17 protein-coding genes, 1 tRNA gene and 1 pseudogene are annotated in these 17,651 nt (G+C 67.2%); 13 read left to right on the forward strand and 6 right to left on the reverse strand.

What is annotated here, in order from left to right; translation table 11 throughout:
* The 6 genes and pseudogenes from L6D75_RS24960 to L6D75_RS24985 form a co-directional block, all read left to right on the forward strand.
* Positions 1-116 (forward strand): annotated as a pseudogene (locus L6D75_RS24960) (IS110 family transposase); the annotation flags it as partial.
* A 177-nt stretch (positions 117-293) separates the two neighbouring features.
* Positions 294-602: a PepSY domain-containing protein gene (locus tag L6D75_RS24965; RefSeq protein ID WP_176515607.1), complete on the forward strand. Its 309-nt coding sequence runs from the start codon at positions 294-296 to the stop codon at positions 600-602.
* A complete protein-coding gene (locus L6D75_RS24970) occupies positions 602-916 on the forward strand; it encodes a PepSY domain-containing protein (RefSeq protein ID WP_176515608.1) in 315 nt (104 codons plus the stop codon). Before L6D75_RS24965 ends, L6D75_RS24970 begins: the two co-directional genes overlap by 1 nt.
* The gene (locus L6D75_RS24975) at positions 917-1,585 is read left to right on the forward strand and encodes a response regulator transcription factor (RefSeq protein WP_176515609.1); all 669 of its coding nucleotides are present in this window, start codon (positions 917-919) and stop codon (positions 1,583-1,585) included.
* Positions 1,582-2,901 carry an ATP-binding protein gene (locus tag L6D75_RS24980; RefSeq protein WP_176515610.1) on the forward strand — a complete coding sequence of 440 codons (1,320 nt, stop codon included), beginning with the start codon at positions 1,582-1,584 and terminating at the stop codon, positions 2,899-2,901. Before L6D75_RS24975 ends, L6D75_RS24980 begins: the two co-directional genes overlap by 4 nt.
* 291 nt (positions 2,902-3,192) lie before the next feature.
* Positions 3,193-4,350, forward strand: a complete 1,158-nt coding sequence (locus tag L6D75_RS24985) for an HPP family protein (protein WP_176515611.1) — start codon at positions 3,193-3,195, stop codon at positions 4,348-4,350.
* On the opposite strand, the gene L6D75_RS24990 is transcribed toward L6D75_RS24985, so the two are convergent.
* Positions 4,324-5,190, reverse strand: coding sequence for a LysR family transcriptional regulator (locus L6D75_RS24990; RefSeq protein ID WP_176515613.1), 867 nt, complete (start codon positions 5,188-5,190; stop codon positions 4,324-4,326). The two genes, L6D75_RS24985 and L6D75_RS24990, sit on opposite strands and share 27 nt — an antisense overlap.
* Positions 5,191-5,373: 183 nt before the next feature.
* On the opposite strand from L6D75_RS24990, the gene L6D75_RS24995 reads away from it, so the two are divergent.
* Positions 5,374-7,263 (forward strand): propionyl-CoA synthetase, encoded by a 1,890-nt coding sequence (locus L6D75_RS24995; RefSeq protein WP_176515615.1) that lies wholly within the window; start codon positions 5,374-5,376, stop codon positions 7,261-7,263.
* Between the two features lie 85 nt (positions 7,264-7,348).
* On the opposite strand, the gene zapE is transcribed toward L6D75_RS24995, so the two are convergent.
* Both zapE and L6D75_RS25005 read right to left on the reverse strand, forming a co-directional pair.
* Positions 7,349-8,419, reverse strand: coding sequence for a cell division protein ZapE (gene zapE / locus L6D75_RS25000; protein ID WP_176515617.1), 1,071 nt, complete (start codon positions 8,417-8,419; stop codon positions 7,349-7,351).
* A gap of 103 nt (positions 8,420-8,522) precedes the next feature.
* Positions 8,523-8,765, reverse strand: a complete 243-nt coding sequence (locus tag L6D75_RS25005) for a hypothetical protein (protein WP_176515619.1) — start codon at positions 8,763-8,765, stop codon at positions 8,523-8,525.
* A 271-nt stretch (positions 8,766-9,036) separates the two neighbouring features.
* Between L6D75_RS25005 and L6D75_RS25010 the strand changes: the two genes are divergently transcribed.
* A tRNA-Gln gene (locus L6D75_RS25010) sits at positions 9,037-9,111 on the forward strand.
* Between the two features lie 161 nt (positions 9,112-9,272).
* Here L6D75_RS25010 and L6D75_RS25015 read toward each other — a convergent pair.
* From L6D75_RS25015 to L6D75_RS25025, 3 genes are read right to left on the reverse strand one after another with little or no spacing between them, the layout of a single operon-like run.
* Positions 9,273-11,660 carry a hybrid sensor histidine kinase/response regulator gene (locus L6D75_RS25015; RefSeq protein WP_176515621.1) on the reverse strand — a complete coding sequence of 796 codons (2,388 nt, stop codon included), beginning with the start codon at positions 11,658-11,660 and terminating at the stop codon, positions 9,273-9,275.
* A gap of 13 nt (positions 11,661-11,673) precedes the next feature.
* Positions 11,674-12,135 (reverse strand): response regulator, encoded by a 462-nt coding sequence (locus L6D75_RS25020; protein WP_176515623.1) that lies wholly within the window; start codon positions 12,133-12,135, stop codon positions 11,674-11,676.
* Positions 12,136-12,150: 15 nt separating this feature from the next.
* Positions 12,151-14,421 carry an ATP-binding protein gene (locus L6D75_RS25025; RefSeq protein WP_176515625.1) on the reverse strand — a complete coding sequence of 757 codons (2,271 nt, stop codon included), beginning with the start codon at positions 14,419-14,421 and terminating at the stop codon, positions 12,151-12,153.
* A 250-nt stretch (positions 14,422-14,671) separates the two neighbouring features.
* Here L6D75_RS25025 and L6D75_RS25030 point away from each other — a divergent pair, with 250 nt between their 5' ends.
* Genes L6D75_RS25030 through L6D75_RS25050 form a run of 5 tightly spaced genes read left to right on the forward strand, consistent with a single transcriptional unit; the run spans position 14,672 to position 17,636 of the window.
* A complete protein-coding gene (locus tag L6D75_RS25030; protein WP_176515627.1) occupies positions 14,672-15,199 on the forward strand; it encodes a Csu type fimbrial protein in 528 nt (175 codons plus the stop codon).
* Between the two features lie 30 nt (positions 15,200-15,229).
* A complete protein-coding gene (locus L6D75_RS25035; protein WP_176515629.1) occupies positions 15,230-15,766 on the forward strand; it encodes a Csu type fimbrial protein in 537 nt (178 codons plus the stop codon).
* Positions 15,767-15,785: 19 nt separating this feature from the next.
* The gene (locus L6D75_RS25040) at positions 15,786-16,319 is read left to right on the forward strand and encodes a Csu type fimbrial protein (RefSeq protein WP_176515631.1); all 534 of its coding nucleotides are present in this window, start codon (positions 15,786-15,788) and stop codon (positions 16,317-16,319) included.
* A 9-nt stretch (positions 16,320-16,328) separates the two neighbouring features.
* Complete coding sequence (locus tag L6D75_RS25045) at positions 16,329-16,832, forward strand: Csu type fimbrial protein (RefSeq protein ID WP_176515633.1); 504 nt, start codon at positions 16,329-16,331, stop codon at positions 16,830-16,832.
* A 39-nt stretch (positions 16,833-16,871) separates the two neighbouring features.
* Positions 16,872-17,636 carry a fimbrial biogenesis chaperone gene (locus L6D75_RS25050; protein WP_176515635.1) on the forward strand — a complete coding sequence of 255 codons (765 nt, stop codon included), beginning with the start codon at positions 16,872-16,874 and terminating at the stop codon, positions 17,634-17,636.
* The last annotated feature ends 15 nt before the right edge of the window (positions 17,637-17,651 follow it).

Raw genomic sequence — 17,651 nt, forward strand, 5'->3', positions numbered from 1 at the left:
CCACGCAGGCCCTCGTCATCCTGTCCCGGAAATTAGCCAGAATTGCGTTCGCCCTGATGAAAAACCAAAGCGAATACATCAGTAACGGGGGCAAAAAACTTTGCCCCCAACCATAGAATCTCCCACACCGTCCCTGCAGGGCATGGGCCCCGTGGGAGCCGGCTTGCCGGCGATCAAGGCGACGCGCTCTCCAGCTGCGCTATCATGTCGCCAGCTGTTTTCAGGTTGAGTTAAGGACCGGTGGTTAATCTGCACCCCGTAGACACATTTGCACACCTCGATGGAGAGACCCCATGAAAACTCTGACTGCCCTGTTCACCGCCGCTGCACTGGCCTTCGGTGCCAACGTTGCCCTGGCCAAGGACGTTCAGCCTGACGAAGTGGTCAAGCTGGTCAACGACAAGACCATCAAGTCGCTGGATGAACTCAAGGCGGCGGCCATGGCCAAGCACCCAGGCGCCACCGTCAAGGATTCGGAGCTGGAAAACGAATACGGCCGCTACATCTACAAGGTCGAGCTGCGTGACCAGCAGAACGTCGAATGGGACGTCGACCTGGACGCCAAGACCGGCGAAGTACTCAAGGACGCACGAGACAGCTGATGATCCACATCCCCCGGCCGGCGCGTTACCTGGCGCTCTCGCTGCTGGCCGTCTGCTCCCTGGCCGTTGCCCGCGACCTGGACCAGGATGAAGCCCTCAAGCTACGCCAGAAAGGCATCATCCTGCCGCTCGAACAACTGCTCGACACCGCCCTGGGGCGTTACCCCGGGGCGCGTCTGCTGGAGGCCGAGCTGGAAGAAGACGATGGCCGCTACGAATACGAGGTCGAGCTGCTGACCACCCAAGGGGTGGTGCGCGAGATCAAGCTCGACGCCAGCACCGGTGCCCTGCTCAAAGACGAGGAAGACGACTGAATGCGCCTGTTGCTTGTAGAGGACAACGTCCCCCTGGCCGACGAACTGACCACCGCCCTGCAGCGCCAGGGCTATGCCGTGGACTGGCTGGCCGATGGCCGCGATGCGGTGTACCAGGGCCAGAGCGAGCCCTATGACCTGATCATTCTCGACCTCGGCCTGCCAGGCTTGCCGGGCCTTGAAGTACTGGCCCAGTGGCGCGCCGGCGGCCTGGCCACCCCGGTGCTGATCCTCACCGCGCGCGGCTCGTGGGCCGAGCGCATCGAAGGGCTCAAGGCCGGGGCCGACGACTACCTGAGCAAGCCGTTCCACCCCGAAGAGCTGCAACTGCGCATCCAGGCCTTGCTGCGCCGGGCCCGGGGCCTTGCCAACCAGCCCAAGCTCGAAGCGGCCGGCCTGCACCTGGATGAAAGCCGCCAGTGCGTGAGCCGCGACGGAGTCGACATCCAGCTCACCGCCGCCGAGTTTCGCCTGCTGCGCTACTTCATGCTGCACCCGCAGCAGATCCTGTCCAAGAGCCACCTGGCCGAGCACCTCTACGACGGCGAGACCGAGCGCGATTCCAACGTGCTTGAAGTGCACGTCAACCACCTGCGCCGCAAGCTGGGCCGCAGCGTCATCGAGACGCGCCGCGGGCAAGGCTACCTGTACGCCGGGCACAACGCATGAAGTCGATCCAGGCGCGCCTGAGCCTGGGCCTGGTGGCCGTGCTGGTGGTGGTCGGGGTGTTGCTGGCGCAGCTCACCCTGTGGCTGTTCGAGGCCGGCTTGCAGCGCTACCTGGAAAACGGCCTGCGCAAGGAAAGCGAGAACCTGCTGGTGGCCCTGGTGCGCGGGCCTTCAGGGCTGCAGCTGGATGAGCGGCGTATTTCCGCAGCCTACCAGCGCCCGTTCTCGGGCTATTACTTTCGCATCGACTTCGAGCAGGGCACCTGGCGCTCCCGTTCGCTGTGGGACCTGGACATGCCCAAGCCGGCTGCGCCGGGCCTTTCCGACAGCCACGAGCTGGGCCCGGAAGGCCAGCAACTGCTGGCCTTGCGCGCCGATTACCGGCGCCTGGGGCAGAACATCTCGATCAGCGTGGCGCAAGACTACTCGCCGGTGCGCGAAAGCTTCCGGCGCCTGCAGCAGATCGGCCTGGGCATGGGGCTGGTGGCCCTGCTGCTGGTGCTGGTGCTGCAACGCATCACCGTCACCCGCTCGCTGCGCCCGCTGGAGCGCGCGCGCCAGCAGATCGCCCAGTTGCAGCAGGGCCAGCGCTCGCAGCTCGATGCCGAGGTGCCCAGCGAGCTGGCGCCGCTGGTGGGGCAGATCAACCACCTGCTCAGCCACACCGAAGACAGCCTGCGCCGCTCGCGCAATGCCCTGGGCAACCTTGGCCATGCGCTGAAGACGCCGCTGGCGGTGCTGTTGAGCCTGGCCTCCAGCGAGCGCCTGAACGGCTTGCCCGAAGTGCGCGCGCAATTGCGCGAGCAGCTCGAGCAGATCCAGCAGCGCCTGGCGCGTGAGCTGAACCGCGCGCGCCTGGCCGGCGATGCCTTGCCGGGGGCGCAGTTCGACTGTGATGCCGAGCTGCCGGGGCTGCTCGCCACCTTGGGCATGATCCATGGCGAAGGGCTGCTGCTGGAGCGGGATGTGCCGCCGGGGCTGGTGCTGCCGTGGGACCGCGAGGATGTGCTGGAGCTGCTTGGCAACTTGCTGGACAACGCCTGCAAGTGGGCGGACAGCGAGGTGCGCCTGGGCATTGCGCCTGCTGGCAACGGCTACCAGGTGTGGGTCGACGATGATGGCCCGGGCATTCCTGAAGGCCAGCGCTTGCAGGTGCTGGAGCGTGGGTCGCGGCTGGATGAGCAGGTCGATGGGCATGGGTTGGGGTTAGGCATCGTGCGCGATATCGTCGATGCCTGGGGTGGGTCGCTGGCTTTGCTGGAGAGCCCTTTGGGCGGGTTGCGGGTGAGCATCGAATTGCCGCGCAAGGGGCGTTGATTGGTGTTGGCCCTATCGCCGGCAAGCCGGCTCCCACAGGAATATCGCAGGTCTTGAATGCGGCACTCACCCTGTGGGAGCCGGCTTGCCGGCGATAGGGCCATATCAGCACTGCAAAAAAATTGCAGTACAGGCGCATTTTTTTGAATTGGCCCAACCCCACCGCCACCCGGCACAATCCCCCCACGAAACCCTGCGGTTTCCATCTCTCCACGGACGGAGCCCCCTAGGGCCCAGGCCACCCCGGCTGGGCTTTCTTTTTAATCAAAGAAAACCGACACGATCACCCACATGCCTGCCTCGCGTCCCGAAAGTCGTCTGCAGCGGCTGTTGCCTGCGCCCCTCAACATCCCCCCCAAACAATGGCTGCGTGCCGCGATCGGCGCACTGCTCGGCCTGTTCCTGGCCGGCTGGCTGACCAGCCTGGCCTACGGCCCGAGCATCGCCTTGCACCTGCTCGGCCCGCTGGCCGCCTCGGCGGTGCTGGTGTTCGCCGTGCATTCCGGGCCGCTGGCCCAGCCCTGGCCGGTGCTCGGCAGCTACGCCCTGGCGGCCGTGGTGGGCCTGGCCCTGCGCGAGGCCTTCGGCGCCGAGCTGTGGGTGGCGGCCGCGGCCCTGGGCCTTTCGCTGCTGGTGATGTGCCTGTTGCGCTGCCTGCACCCGCCAGGTGGCGGCGTGGCGGTGAGTGCGGTGCTGGCCGACTCGGGGCTTACGGCCCTGGGCGACCACCTGCTCGAACCGGTGATGCTCAATGCGCTGATCCTGGTAGCGGTGGCGGTGCTCTACAACCGCCTGACCGGCGTGCGCTACCCCAAGGGCGCGGCGCCGCGCAAAGACCTGCACCACACCCACGACCCCTTGCCCAGCGAGCGGGTCGGCATCCGTGGCGCGGACCTGGACCAGGCCCTGGAAGAGCTCGGCGAATTCGTCGACGTCACCCGCGACGAACTCGAGCGCATCATCCTGGCCACCGAACAGCACGCCCTGCAGCGCAGCCTCGGTGGCATCACTGCCGCCTCGGTGATGTCGCGCGATGTGCAGTTCGCCAGCCCCGACACCACCCTGGAGCAGGCCTGGGCCATGCTCGCCAGCCATCACCTCAAGACCTTGCCGGTGCTTGAGCAGGGCAAGCTGGTCGGCATCGTCAGCCTCAGCGACCTGGTCGGCCCGGCCATGCAGCGGGGGCGCTTCAGCTGGCGCGGCCTGTTCGGCCGCAAGGCGGTGCGCATGGAGCAGGTGATGAGCCGGCGGGTGGTCAGCGTCGGCAGCGCGCACCCGCTGGAGCGCCTGTTGCCGCTGTTGTGCGAGCAGGGCCTGCATTGCCTGCCGGTGCTCGATGGCGACCAGCTGGTGGGGGTGATTACCCAGACCGACCTGATCGCCGGCCTCAAGCGCCAGTTGCTCAGCGCTGGCGGCGCTGTTTCAGATCACCGGGTCCCAGCGCTGTGACCAATCGCTGGCGCCGGCCTCCACCAGCCGGCGCAGCACGGCAAAGGCCTGCTGCAGGGCTTGGCTGTCGCGCTCGCGCTGGTACACCAGGTAGGTGGGGTAAGTGAATTCCGGCGCCTGAGGTACCCGCTCGAACACCCCGTTATCCAGGTAGGCCTGCACCACGCGGGTACGGAAATAGCCACTGCCGCCCTGGTCGAGAATGAACTGCAGGGCCAGCGGCCCGAGGTTGAAGCTCAGCGCCGGGCGGGCGCAGTCGGGCAGGGCGGCGTCGTGCTGGCGGCGGAAGGCTTCGCCCCAGTCGATGTAGATGTACGGCTCGGGCCGATCGACCCGGCGCACGCGGATCAATTTCTCCTCCATCAGCTGCTCCACCTGCAGGCCCGGGCCATAGGTCGGCTGGTACACCAGCGCGGCATCCAGCAGGCCCATCTCCACCTTGCGCAGCAGCGACTCGCCGTCGCTCACCTCGCTGCGGATGGCATGGCTGGGCAGTTCGCGGTGCAGGGCGCTGACCCAGTCCAGCAGCATCGGGTTGCCCAGGCTCACCTCGGCACCCACGTGCAGCAGCTGCTGGCAGCCCTGGGGCAAGGGCAGGTCGCGGCGGGCCGCTTCCCAGGTCTGCACCAGCTGGTTGGCATAACTGACGAAGGCCTCGCCGTCGCTGGTCAGGCTGGCGCCACTGCGGCTGCGCACGAACAGCTGGCAACCCAGCTGCTGCTCCAGGCGCTGCACCCGGGCGGTGATGGCGGTCTGCGACACGAACAGGCGTTCGGCGGCGGCGACCAGGCTGCCGCAGCGCACGACTTCCAGAAAGGTACGGGCCTGATCGATGTCCATGCTGTGCTCGGTGAAAAAGAAGGTTGCCTATTCTAGAGCCTTTGCACCGTAGTGGGGCGGGCGCCGTTGCCGGCGCTGCAAATCTGCATATGGGTTGTGACTTTAGTCCCATGGCGGGCCCGGCGTGGCGGGCCATACTCAAGGTTCGCCCTTCAATAACAACAAGTACCGGGTTTTGTCACCATGAGCTACCAGCACAGCTACGACCATTCCATCGCCGACCCAGCCAGCTTCTGGGCCGAACAGGCCGACCAACTGGCCTGGTACCGCAAACCTTCCCTGGCCCTGCAGGAAAACCCCGATGGCACCCATCGCTGGTTCGCCGATGGGCGCCTCAACAGTTGCTACCTGGCCCTCGATCACCAGATCGAGCAAGGCCGTGGCGAGCAGACGGCGCTGATCTACGACTCGCCCGTCACCGGCCTGCAGCAGTCGTTCACCTACCAGCAACTGCATGACCAGGTGGCGCGCCTGGCCGGCCTGCTGCGTGCGCTTGGGGTGGGCAAGGGCGATGGGGTGATCATCTACATGCCCATGGTGCCCCAGGCGGCCATGGCCATGCTGGCCTGCGCGCGGATCGGCGCGGTGCATTCGGTGGTGTTCGGCGGCTTTGCCGCCAACGAGCTGGCCCTGCGTATCGACGATGCGCGGCCGACGCTGTTGCTCACGGCGTCCTGTGGCCTGGAGTTCGAGCGGGTGATCGAGTACAAGCCGCTGGTCGACCGCGCCCTGCAACTGGCCCGCCACCAGCCCCGCCATGTGCTGGTGCTGCAGCGGCCCCAGGCCCGTGCCACGCTGCAGGCCGGGCGTGACCTGGACTGGGCTGAAGCGCTGGTGGATGCCCAGCCGGTCGCCCCGGTGGCGCTGGAGGCCGGTGACCCGCTGTACATCATGTACACCTCCGGCACCACCGGCAAACCCAAGGGCATCGTGCGCGAAAACGGCGGCAATGCGGTCGCCCTGCGCTACGCCATGCGCCACATCTATGGCATGCAGGCGGGCGACGTGTGGTGGGGCATTTCCGATGTCGGCTGGGTGGTGGGCCATTCGCTGATCGTCTACGGGCCGCTGATGAGTGGCTGCACCACGGTGTTCTACGAGGGCAAGCCGATTCGTACCCCGGATGCCTCGGCCTATTGGCGGGTGGTCGAGCAGTACCGGGTCAATGCCTTGTTCTGCGCGCCTACCGCGATGCGTGCGATCCGCAAGGAAGACCCGGACGGCGAGCTGATCCGCAGGCACGACCTGAGCTCGCTGCGCCAACTGTTCCTGGCTGGGGAGAAACTCGACTCCAGCACCCACGAATGGCTGCAGCGGGTCAGCGGCAAGCCGGTGCACGACCACTGGTGGCAGACCGAGACCGGCTGGCCGGTCACCGCACCGTGCGTGGGCCTGGAAGGCAGTGCGGCGCGCCCGGGCTCGAGCAACCGGGCGGTGCCGGGCTACCACGTGCAGGTACTGGACGACGACGGCCACCTGCTCGGCCCGAACCACCAGGGCGCCATCGTCATCGCGCTGCCGCTGCCGCCAGGCTGCAGCCAGACCCTGTGGGGCGATCACGAACGTTACCTGCAGGCGTACCTGCACACCTACCCGGGCTACTACCACACCGGCGATGGCGGCTACCTGGATGACGAGGGTTTCGTCTACATCATGGGCCGTACCGATGATGTGATCAACGTGTCCGGCCATCGCCTGTCCACCGGCGAGATGGAGGACCTGGTGGCGCGCCACCCGGCGGTGGCCGAGTGCGCGGTGATTGGCGTGCACGACGAGATCAAGGGGCAGGTGCCGCTGGCGCTGGTGGTGCTCAAGGATGGCGAGGGCATCGCCGAGGCGCAGTTGCTGGTGGAGCTGGTGGGCAGCGTGCGCGAGGAGATCGGGCCGCTGGCGTGTTTCAACCGGGTGCGCCTGGTCAAGCGCTTGCCCAAGACCCGGTCGGGGAAGATCCTGCGTGCAGTGCTGCGCAAGATTGCCGACGGGCAGGCCTATGTGCCGCCGTCGACGCTGGATGATCCGGCGGTGCTGGGGGAGATCGAGGGGGTGCTGGCGGATTTGCCCAGGGCAGGGTGAGGCTTTGGCTTCATCGCCGGCAAGCCGGCTCCTACATTGAGCCTGTGCTGCCCCCTGTGGGAGCCGGCTTGCCGGCGATGGGGCGCTAAGGCCCGACCCGATGCAACTGCCCCAGCCGGCTGCGGGTACGCATCAGGTCGGCCAGCGGCCCACCCAGGCTGTCCTCGAGCGGCCGCCGGCCGATCACCGTCACGTGCCGGTCCTGGTCATACAGCACGTCCACCAGGTTGACGAAACGCTGCTGCGCCGCCAGCGTGCATTCGGACAGGTCATCCAGCCCCTCGATGATCCACTCCTCGTACTGCCCCGCCAGCACCAGGTAATCGATCACCGCCGTGGCCTTCTCGCACAAGTCGTCAAAGGCGAACAGCGCCCGCCGGCCATCCACGGCCAGGGCGCGCAAGGGGCGCTTGTTCACCTCGAGCAGCACCGGCGGCCCAACTGGCACATTCAACGCCAGGCGCTGCGCCGCATCCCCAGGCCATACATAGTGCCCGCGGGTAAAACGCTGGTGCTCGCGGTTGGCCGGCAAGCTGCGAAAATCGGTATCGCCCGCCACCTCCAGCACCTGCATGCGGCCATTGATCAGGCGGATCACCGGCAGGAAGCGTTCGTGATACAGCGGGTTGGGCAGTAGCCCCTCGGGTGCGTAGTTGGAGGTCACCAGCAACAACACGCCGCGCTCGAACAATGCATTGAACAGCCGCGTGAGCAGCATGGCGTCGCCAATGTCATGCACGTGGAATTCATCGAAGCACAGCACCTGGCAGTCGCCCAGCAGCTCGTCGAGGGTCGCCCCCAGCGCGTCATCCAGCAGCCGGTGGCGGTGCATGCCCTGGTGCAGGCGGGCAAAGAAGTCATGAAAGTGCAGGCGCTGCTTGGCTTCGACCGGCACGGCCTGGAAAAAGCCATCGAGCAGCCAGCTCTTGCCGCGGCCTACCGAACCGTACAGATAAAGGCTGCGAGGCTGGCCAGCCGGCAAGGCCGCCAGTTGCTCGGCCATGCATTGGATGACCCGGCGCTGGCCTTCGCTGAGTACGTAGCCGCGGCTGTGCGCCTTGTCTTCGAACCAGCCGAGCAGTTCGCCCTGGGCATGCGGCGCACTGCGCAGGCGCTGGCCGAGCTGGCGCAGTGGGGTAGGGATCCAGGCGGGCAAGACGCAGCTCCTCGGGCAATGGCGGGCAGGCCGCAGCTTGCCCGAGGCGGGCGGATTTGACCAATGGAAAAACTGCCGCGGATTGATCGCCTGCCGCGATAGGTCAGGCCTTGCGTTCCAGTTGGCGCTCGATCATGTACTTGACGGTCAGGCGACGTTCCTTGAGCTGGCGCAGGTCGTCGTCCTGGAAGTTGCCTGCGGAGATGGATTCGGCAGCCAGCACCTGGTTGTCGATGTCCATGTACTCGTCGAGCAGGCGGTCGAGGGCCTGGTCCTGCTGGCGGCGTTGCTGGACGATCTCGCGAGGGTAGTGCAAGTCCTGGTACAGGTCGTGGGAAACAGGCATCGGGGGCTTCCTTGGTAATTGCAGTTCGCTTACCTGATTGGAAAGGTGGAATGCGATTGTGTTGGCGCAAGGCAGCGGAAAAACGACGGATGGTTGGCCGCGATGCCCAGAAATCGGCAGGCGAACACTAACTTGCTGTTTTAAAGCATTTTTTTTACGTCAGGGGGTTCACAGGTTAAAAGAATGTTGTTAAAGTGCCGCGCATTCCAAGACAACAACCCAGTTGTCACCTCGTTGGAATTGTCAGAGCAGCATCAGCTGCATCCGATACAGGGGCGTCGCCAAGCGGTAAGGCAGCAGGTTTTGATCCTGCCATGCGTTGGTTCGAATCCAGCCGCCCCTGCCATTTTATCAATACTTGCTTCCTACTCAGTGCAGATGACGTCGGCGCTGGGTTTTCGCGTTTCTGGCGTTTGGGCTGGCCTCATCGCCGGCAAGCCGGCTCCCACAGAGGTTGCACCGCTGCTTTGTGGGAGCCGACTTGCCGGCGATGGGGGGCAGTGCAGCCTACCGGTTGACCCTCAGCAGCTCATCCAGCACCCGCGCCAGCTCCTCGGCCTGTACCGGTTTCTGCAGCACCAGGCTGCCCGGCAGGTCCAGCCCCTGCAACTCGGCATAGCCGGTGAGAAACACCACTGGCAAGCGCGGGTGCCGTTCGCGCGCGGCCACGGCCAGCTGCGCGCCGTTGAACTCGGGCATGGCGAAGTCGGTGAGCAACAGGTCGATGCCTTCATCGAGCAAGGCCAGCGCCTGTTCGCCGTTGTGGGCCTGGCGCACCTGGTAGCCATACTGGCGCAGCACATCGCCGAGCAGGTCGCGCACCAGGTGGTCGTCGTCCACCAGCAGCACCGTGCGGTCGCGGCCACTGTCGCCATTGGCCTGGTCCAGCACCGGGGCAACCGGCTCGCAGGCCTCCTGGCCTTTCACCGCCGGCAGGTACACCGCCACCTGGGTGCCATGGCCTGGCTCGGTGTCGATGCGCACGCCGCCACCGGACTGCTTGGCGAAGCCGAACACCTGGGCCAGGCCCAGGCCCGAGCCCTTGCCGATGTCCTTGGTGGTGAAGAACGGCTCGAACACCTTGGCCAGCACGTCCTCGCTCATGCCACAGCCGGTGTCGCGGATGCTCAGCATCACGTATTCGCCAGGCTCGGGGTCTTCCGGGCGCTGCGCGCGGGCCTTGATCCGTGTGTTGCGGGTCGACAGGGTGAGCTGGCCGCCCTCGGGCATGGCATCGCGGGCGTTGATCGCCAGGTTGAGGATGATCATTTCCGTCTGGGTCGGGTCGGTCAGCGCCTGCCACAGGCTGTGGTCCAGGTCCAGGCGCACGGAAATGTTGCCGCCCAGGGTGCGGCGCAGCAGCTCTTCAAGCCCGCCCAAGGTGCGGTTGAGGTTCAGCGGCACCGGCTCCAGGCGCTGGCGCCGGGAGAAGGCGAGCAGTTGCGAGGTCAGCTTGGCGCCGCGCTCGCCGGCTTCGCGGATGTGGGTGAGGCGCGAGCGGGCCTTGGCCACATCGCCCTTGGCCAGGTCGCGCTCGAGGAAGCTGGAGCCGGTGAGGATCACCGTCAGCAGGTTGTTGAAGTCATGGGCCACGCCTGCAGTGAGCTGGCCTACCGCTTCCAGGCGCTGCATCTGCTGCAGGGCGGCCTCGATGCGCTCGCGCTCGGTAATCTGCTCGCGCAGGCGGTCGTTGGCCTCGGCCAGGCCCAGGGCGGTTTCCCGCTCGCTGGTGATGTCGCGGGCCACCACATAAAGCAAGGTGTCTTCCGGCACCACCACCCACGACAGCCAGCGCAGCTGGCCGCTGGCATGGCGGATGCGGCCGACGAAGCGGGCGCTGGTGCGGCCGTGGGCGAGCGCGGCCAGTTCGGCCAGCAGCGATTCCTGGTCGGGTTCGGGCAGCAGCTGCAACAGCGAAGCCTGGCTCAGGCGCTCGCGCGAGAAGCCCAGGCTGGCTTCCCAGGCCGGGTTGAGGGCGACCGGGGTGAGGTCCTTGTTGAGCACCGCGAGCAAGTCCTGTGACAGCTCCCAGGCGCGGTCGCGCTCACGGGTGCGGCGCTCGACCCGCTCGCCGAGCATCTCGTTGAGCTGCTTGAGCGCCTGGGTCGCCAGGCGCTGGGTGTGGATGTCCTGCAGCACGCCGGAAAACCGCGTGCACTGGCCATCGACGAACTGGCACTGGCCGCTGCTGAGCAACCAGCGCGGCTCCAGGCCCCGGGGCTGGGCGATGCGAAACTCGACGCGGTACAGGCCGTCGCTGTCCGGGCGCATGGCCTGCTCGACGGCGTTGCGCACCCGCGCCAGGTCGTCCGGGTAGATGCCGGCGTAGAACACCGCCAGGGTCATCTCGGTGTCCACCGGCAGGCCGAACAGGGTCTTGCAGCGGTCGTCCCAGATCAGCAGGTTTTCCTGCGGGCGCAGGTCCCAGGTGCCCATGCCGGCGGCATCGATGGCGATGCGCGCGCGCGCCTCGACATCGGCCAGCGCCTCTTCGGCGCGCCGCCGCCGCTGGCGCTCCTGCACCTCGGTCAGGGCGCGGCGCACGGCCTTGGGCAGCAGCGGCAGGTTTTTCTTCAGCACATAGTCGGTGGCACCCAGGCGGATCATCTCCACCGCGTGCTCTTCGCCGTAGATGCCGGAAAGGAAGATGAACGGCGTGTCCGGGGCCAGGCGCTGGGCAATGGCCAGTACATCGGTGCCGGACGAGCCTGGCAGCACGCAGTCGCAGAGGATCAGGTCGTAGCGGCTTTCGAGCAGGGCATGCTCGGCGGCCTGGTGGTCGAACACCAGCCGCGAGCGGATCTGCAACCCGCTGCGCTCCAGGCTCAGCAGGGTCAGTTCGGCGTCCATCGAACTGTCTTCGACCATCAACAGCTTCAGCGGCGTTGGCAGCATCTTCGCAATGGCCTCAGTTGCTGCCGCGCCGGTTCAGGCGCAGGGATCCGGGTGGTGGTTCGTTGAGCACCGCCCAGAACACCCCGAGGTCGGAGATGGCGGCGACGAACTCCTTGAACTCCACAGGCTTGACCACGTAGGCATTGACGCCCAGTTCGTAGGCGCGCTCCAGGTCGGGCTCCTCGCGCGAGGAGGTCAGCATCACCGTGGGGATGCTGCGCAGCTCGGCGGTGGCGCGCACTTCCCTGAGCACTTCCAGGCCGTCGACCTTGGGCAGTTTCAGGTCCAGCAGGAGCACGGCGGGGTTGCCGTCGTCGCGGTCGGCATAGCTGTTGCGGCGCAGCAGGTAGTCGAGCGCTTCGGCACCGTCACGCAGGACGATGACTTCGTTGGCCAACTGGCTGCGCTCCAGGGCCAGGAGCGTGAGTTCCAGGTCCCGGGGGTTGTCTTCTACCAGCAGGATGGGCTTGAGCATGATGGTACGGGTGCCTCAGTTTGTTTCGGGATGACGGGGAAGGGTGAAATGGAAACACGCGCCCTGGCCGACCTGGCCTTCGGCCCAGACCCGGCCGTCGTGGCGCTCGATGATCCGGCGCACGCTGGCAAGGCCGATCCCGGTGCCTTCGAAGTCTTCCATGCGGTGCAGGCGCTGGAACACGCCGAACAGTTTGTTGGCGTAGGCCATGTCGAAGCCCACGCCATTATCGCGAATATAGACCTCGATTTCGCCCTTGTGCTCGCGCGCGCCGATCTCGATGCGCGCCGGGGTGCGCTCGCGGGTGTACTTCAGGGCATTGGCGATCAGGTTGTGCAGGGCCAGGTTGATGAACGCCGGGTCGCCGTGCACCTTGGGCAGCGCCTCGATGGCCCAGACCACCTCGCGGCCTGCGTAGTCTGGCGCCAGGTCCTGGCGAATGGCGTCGACCAGGGCATTGAGGTCGACATCCGACAGGCGCAGGGCCGAGCGGCCCATCTGCGAGAAGTTCAGCAGGTTGTCCACCAGGCTGCCGGCGAAACGGGCGGCCTCCTCGATGTGCGCAAGGAAGCGCCGGCCGCGTTCGCTCATGCCCTGGCCTTCGATTTCGCTGAGCAGCTCGGTGTAGCCGGCAATGTGCCGCAGCGGCGCGCGCAGGTCGTGGGACACGCTATAGGAAAACGCCTCCAGCTCCTTGTTCGAGTGGCGCAGCTCATTGGTCAGCTGCGCCAGCTCCTCGGCCTTGCGCAAGACGATGCCGAGCACGGCGCTGCGCAGTTCCTGCACGCCTTCGATGATCAGCGGGTCCCACGCCTGGCAGTAGCCGCCGACCTGTTCCTGCCAGTGCTCGAAGCTGTGCCGCGGGTTGAGCGCGCCCTGCGGGCCGATCTGCTTGTCGGGCCGCCCGGCCCAGTGCACCGTGCGCACCTGCTCGGGGCGGAACCACAGCAGGTAGTGCGAGTGGATCTGCGAGATCGCCACCGCCAGCACGCCGCCGGCATGTGCGGCCAGTTCGGGCAGCTCGTCGATGTCGCGGCGCACGTTGTCGCTGTGGAACACCGTTTCACCGCCGCGCCGGGCCAGCCAGTCGACCAGCGCATTGACCTGGGCGGCGGGCGGCGTCAGGCCGAACAGGTCGCAGCGCTCGGCGGAGATCACCGCGGCGCCGCTGGCGCCGGCAAAATCCAGCAGCACCTGGGGCAGGGCGCGCAGGCCGTCGCTGACACTGTCGTGGTCGGCCATGGCGGAAATCATCCGCACGATGTGCTGGCGCAGGTCGAGCAGCTGGCGGGTATTGGCGTGGGATTCGCGCGATTCGATCTGCAGCGACAGCACGCTGGCCAGCAGCTCGCAGGCGGTGCGGGTGCGCAGGTCGACCGCGCGCGGTTGCGCGTGGTGGCACGACACCAAGCCCCAGAGCTGGCCATCGACCACGATCGACAGCGACATCGAGGCCAGGGTGCCCATGTTGCGCATGTACTGCAGGTGCACCGGCGACACGCTGCGCAAGGCGGCGAAGCTCATGTCCAGCGGCTTGCCGGTGCGCGGGTTGAGCGCAGGCAGCAGCGGCGAGGCCTGGTAGTTGGCGTCCTCGATCACCCGGATGCGGTTGACCCGGTACAGCTCGCGGGCCTGGCGCGGGATGTCGGAGGCCGGGAAGCACAGGCCCAGGTAGCACGGGTAGCCGTCGTCGGCGACCTCGGCCAGCACCTGGCCGTTGCCCTCGGCATCGAAGCGGTAGGCCTTGACCCGGCCAAAACCGGTGATGCGCTTGAGTTGCCGCACGGTCTGCTGCAACAGCGCCTGCAGGTCGCCAGCGCCGTTAAGGTTGCCGACGAACTCGCGCACCAGCGGGTAGTAGTCGCCGTGGTCGGCGAGCTCGGCGGGCAGGCTCAGGGGTTCGAATTCGACGATCAGCACCTGGTCGTGACGGTGGGCCAGCAGGCGCAGCTTGTCGCTGAACGGGGCGTCGGGGCGCAGGCGCACATCGCCCAGGTGAAAGGGGAATATCTGTTCGACGGGCAGGCGCTGCAACTGCGCGCGCAGGTCGAAGCTGGCGCTGACCACTTGGGCGAAGCTGCAGCCGATCAGCGCCTGCGCGGCCACGCCCAGCCAGCGCTCGGCGTTTTCGCTGGCCTGGAGGATGCGCAAGCCCGGTTCGTCCAGCACCAGCATGAAGCCCTGTGGCTGGATGCTGCCCGGTACCTGGATGGGTTCCTGGGCGCAGCGTTCCACGGCTTGGGCAAGTAGCTTGTCTGCGGTGCTCAATGAATACGCTCCTGTCATGTTCGTCCATGCCTGGCGCATGCGATTGATACTGGCCGGCGGCCCGAGCTGCACCGTACCAGAATGTGCGCCGCTCTGCCGGCCCATGGCCATTGGAGGCGCAGGAAGGGCAGGGGTTCGCTGCCGAACGGAAAAATGTTCGCTGCCGTTCATTCTTTATCGCTAGCACCAAAGAATGGCACCCAGCCAGTAAGGGTTTTTCCCGTGGCTGCTACGCTCAAATGCAGAAGAAAAGAGCAAGGAACACGCCGTGACGGAACGCTTTCTGGCCGCGCTGTTGGGCCTTTCGTTGAGTGGCCTGGCGGGGGCGACGGACTTTCTCGTGGAGGTGCGCGTGCAGGTGCAGCGTGGCTGCATGCTGGTCGGCCAGCAGCGCGACGCCGGTGCGCAGGCCCTGGGGCAGATCGACCTGGGGCTGGCGGCGCGCCTGGATGGCCCTGACGCCCCGCTCAGCGGCGTGCTGCTCAACCGCCGCCCGCCGCGCCTGGAATGCAACCCCGACACGCCGTACCAGGTACGCATCGACGGTGGCCAGCACGGCGGCGTCGGCGAATTGCGCTTCCTGGCCAGCGACGATGCCAAGGCCCGGCCGATTCCCTATCGCCTCTACCGCGACCCGGCCTGGCGCGACCCGGTGGTGGTCGGCGAAGCCCACGCGGCGCGGGTGCCGGACAGCGGCACGGTCGAGCTGCCGCTTTACGCGCGGATCGACAAACTGGCCTGGGTGCCCCGCGCCGGGCAGTACGCCGACCTGCTCAAAGTCACGGTCACCTGGTAGCGAGGCCGCCATGCACAAGGACGTCACGCCATGAACCGCACCTCATTGCTGTTGCTCAGCTTGGGCCCGCTGCTGTTGCCGGCGGGCACCGTACATGGCACCACCACCGGCTTCATCCAGGCCCGCCTGGTGATCAGCGCCGCCTGCCAGATCAACAGCGGCGACCAGCCACCGGCCACCCTGGGCAACCCCGGCTTGATGGATTTTGGTGACCGCGGCCCGAACTGGGACCGGCCATTGCGCAGCCGGGTCGACGAGGCCGGCGGCGAGGGCAGCCTGCAGATCAGCTGCACGCCCCAGGTCAGGGCCTTCAATGTGCGCATCAACGGCGGCATGAACGGCAGCGATGGCGTGCGGCGCCTGAGCAACGGACGCGAAACCATCCCTTATCAGTTGGCTGTGGACCCCGGCGGCAACAGCCGCTACGGCATCGGCCAGGCCCGAGCCTTCACCATCAGCAGCAGCGAGCAGATTCCGATCCCGATCTACGGCGTAGTGGTGGCGCAACCGCGCGCGCTGCCTGCCGGGCTGTACCGCGACACCTTGAGAGTGACCCTGGACTGGTAACAACCGCAAGGAGACCCCGATGCGAACGAACCTGACCCATTGCATCCTCGCCGGCCTTGGCCTGGCCATGGCCGCCCACGCGCAAGCCGCCACGGTGACCGGCACCATCAGTTCCACCCTGACGCTGATCTCCGCCTGCCAGGTCAATGGCAGCGGCGGCACCTCGGGGCTGAACTTCGGTGCCCTCAACTTCGGCACCCAGGACGCTCTGTTCACCACCGCCAACGGCCAGGTGCTGGGCGGTGGCGGCGGGGCCATGAGCATCCTCTGCTCTGCCGGCACGGTGCCGGCGATCCGCGTGCGCGCGGGCAGCCACGATGGCCAGTCGCCCGGTGGCACCCGGGCGCTTGCCGATGGTGCCGGCAACTTCGTGCCGTATGACTTCTACACCGACGCCGGGCACTCCCAGCTGCTGGCCATCGACGGCACCATCACCCTGCCGACCAGTACCGGCGTGGCGCAGACCGTCAACCTGTACGGCCAGGCCCGCGGCAAGGCCGGCCTGCCGGCGGGGGTGTACACCGACACGGTGGCTGTCGAGCTGTCGTTCTGAGGCGCGGCCATGAACGCCTGGTTGGGTGGCTGCCTGACGGGGCTGGGCCTGGCGCTGGCGACGCCGCTGGACGCGGCGACCACCAGCAGCTTCCAGGTGAGCGCGCAGGTTGTCGCCGGCTGCCTGGTGGGCGGCGGCGTGACCAGCTATGGCGTGCTCGACTTCGGCACCCAGTCGGCGCTGGCCACCTCGGCCCTGAGCACGGCCCTGGGCGGCACCACGGTGACCTTCCAGTGCACCCCCGGGGTGAGCCTGAGCATGAGCCTGGACGGGGGCCAGAACAGCGCCAGCAACACGCGTTACCTCAAGCGCAGCGGCGGCACGCAAGTGCTGGCCTACCAGCTTTTTCGCGATGCGGCGTTCAGCCAGGCCCTGGGCATTGGCCAGAGCGTGGTGGTGAGCTACAGCGACCCGACGGCGATCAAGCTGCCGGTCTATGGCCGCACGCAGCTGACCGGCACCCTGCCGGCCGGGACCTATACCGACGTAGTGCAAGTGACGGTGAGCTGGTGATGGCACCGCCACCCCAGACAAGCAACCAAGGAGAGCGGCATGCGGGCAGGCGCGAAGTGGGCGCAGGGGTTGATCGGGTTGTTGCTGTTGGCGAGCGTGCCCGCGGGGGCGGCCACCTCGGTGCTGATCTGGCCCATCGACCCGGTGCTGGAAGCTGACCAGAAGGCCGGTGCCTTGTGGCTGGAAAACCGCGGCAGTGCGCCGGCCAGCCTGCAGGTGCGGGTGTTCGCCTGGCGCCAGGGCGATTACCAGGAGCAGTTCCAGGCCCAGCGCGAGATCATCGGCAGCCCGCCGGTGGCCAACATCGCCCCCGGGCAGAAGCAGCTCATCCGCCTGACCCGCACCGGCAGCTCGCCCGCCGGCCAGGAGCAGGCCTACCGCATCATCATCGATGAAATCCCCTCGCCGCTGCCGGCCGATACCAATAGCCAGGGTGCCAGCGCGGCCATCCGCCTGCAGATGCGCTACTCGGTGCCGCTGTTCGTGTATGGCGAGGGCCTGTGGGGCAAGCCGGACCCGGAGGGCAAGCGCAGCGCCAGTGGCGTGGGCAAGCCGCAGTTGAGCTGGCGCCCGGTGACGGTGCAGGGCAAGCCTTATGTCGAGTTGCGCAACACCGGCCCGGTGCACGCCCGCCTGACCGACGTGGTGGTGCAGCAGGGTGGCCAGGCCCGGCCATTGGCCGAAGGGCTGCTCGGCTATGTGCTGCCCGGCGCCAGCATGCGCTGGCCGGCGCCGGTGGCAGCGGCAGGGCTCAAGGGGAGGGTCAACGGCCAGGAAGTGGCCGAAGCGATCCGCCAGGAGTGATGAGCCGGTTACCCA

The organism is Pseudomonas faucium (assembly GCF_021602585.1).
In the GTDB taxonomy this organism is placed as follows: domain Bacteria; phylum Pseudomonadota; class Gammaproteobacteria; order Pseudomonadales; family Pseudomonadaceae; genus Aquipseudomonas; species Aquipseudomonas faucium.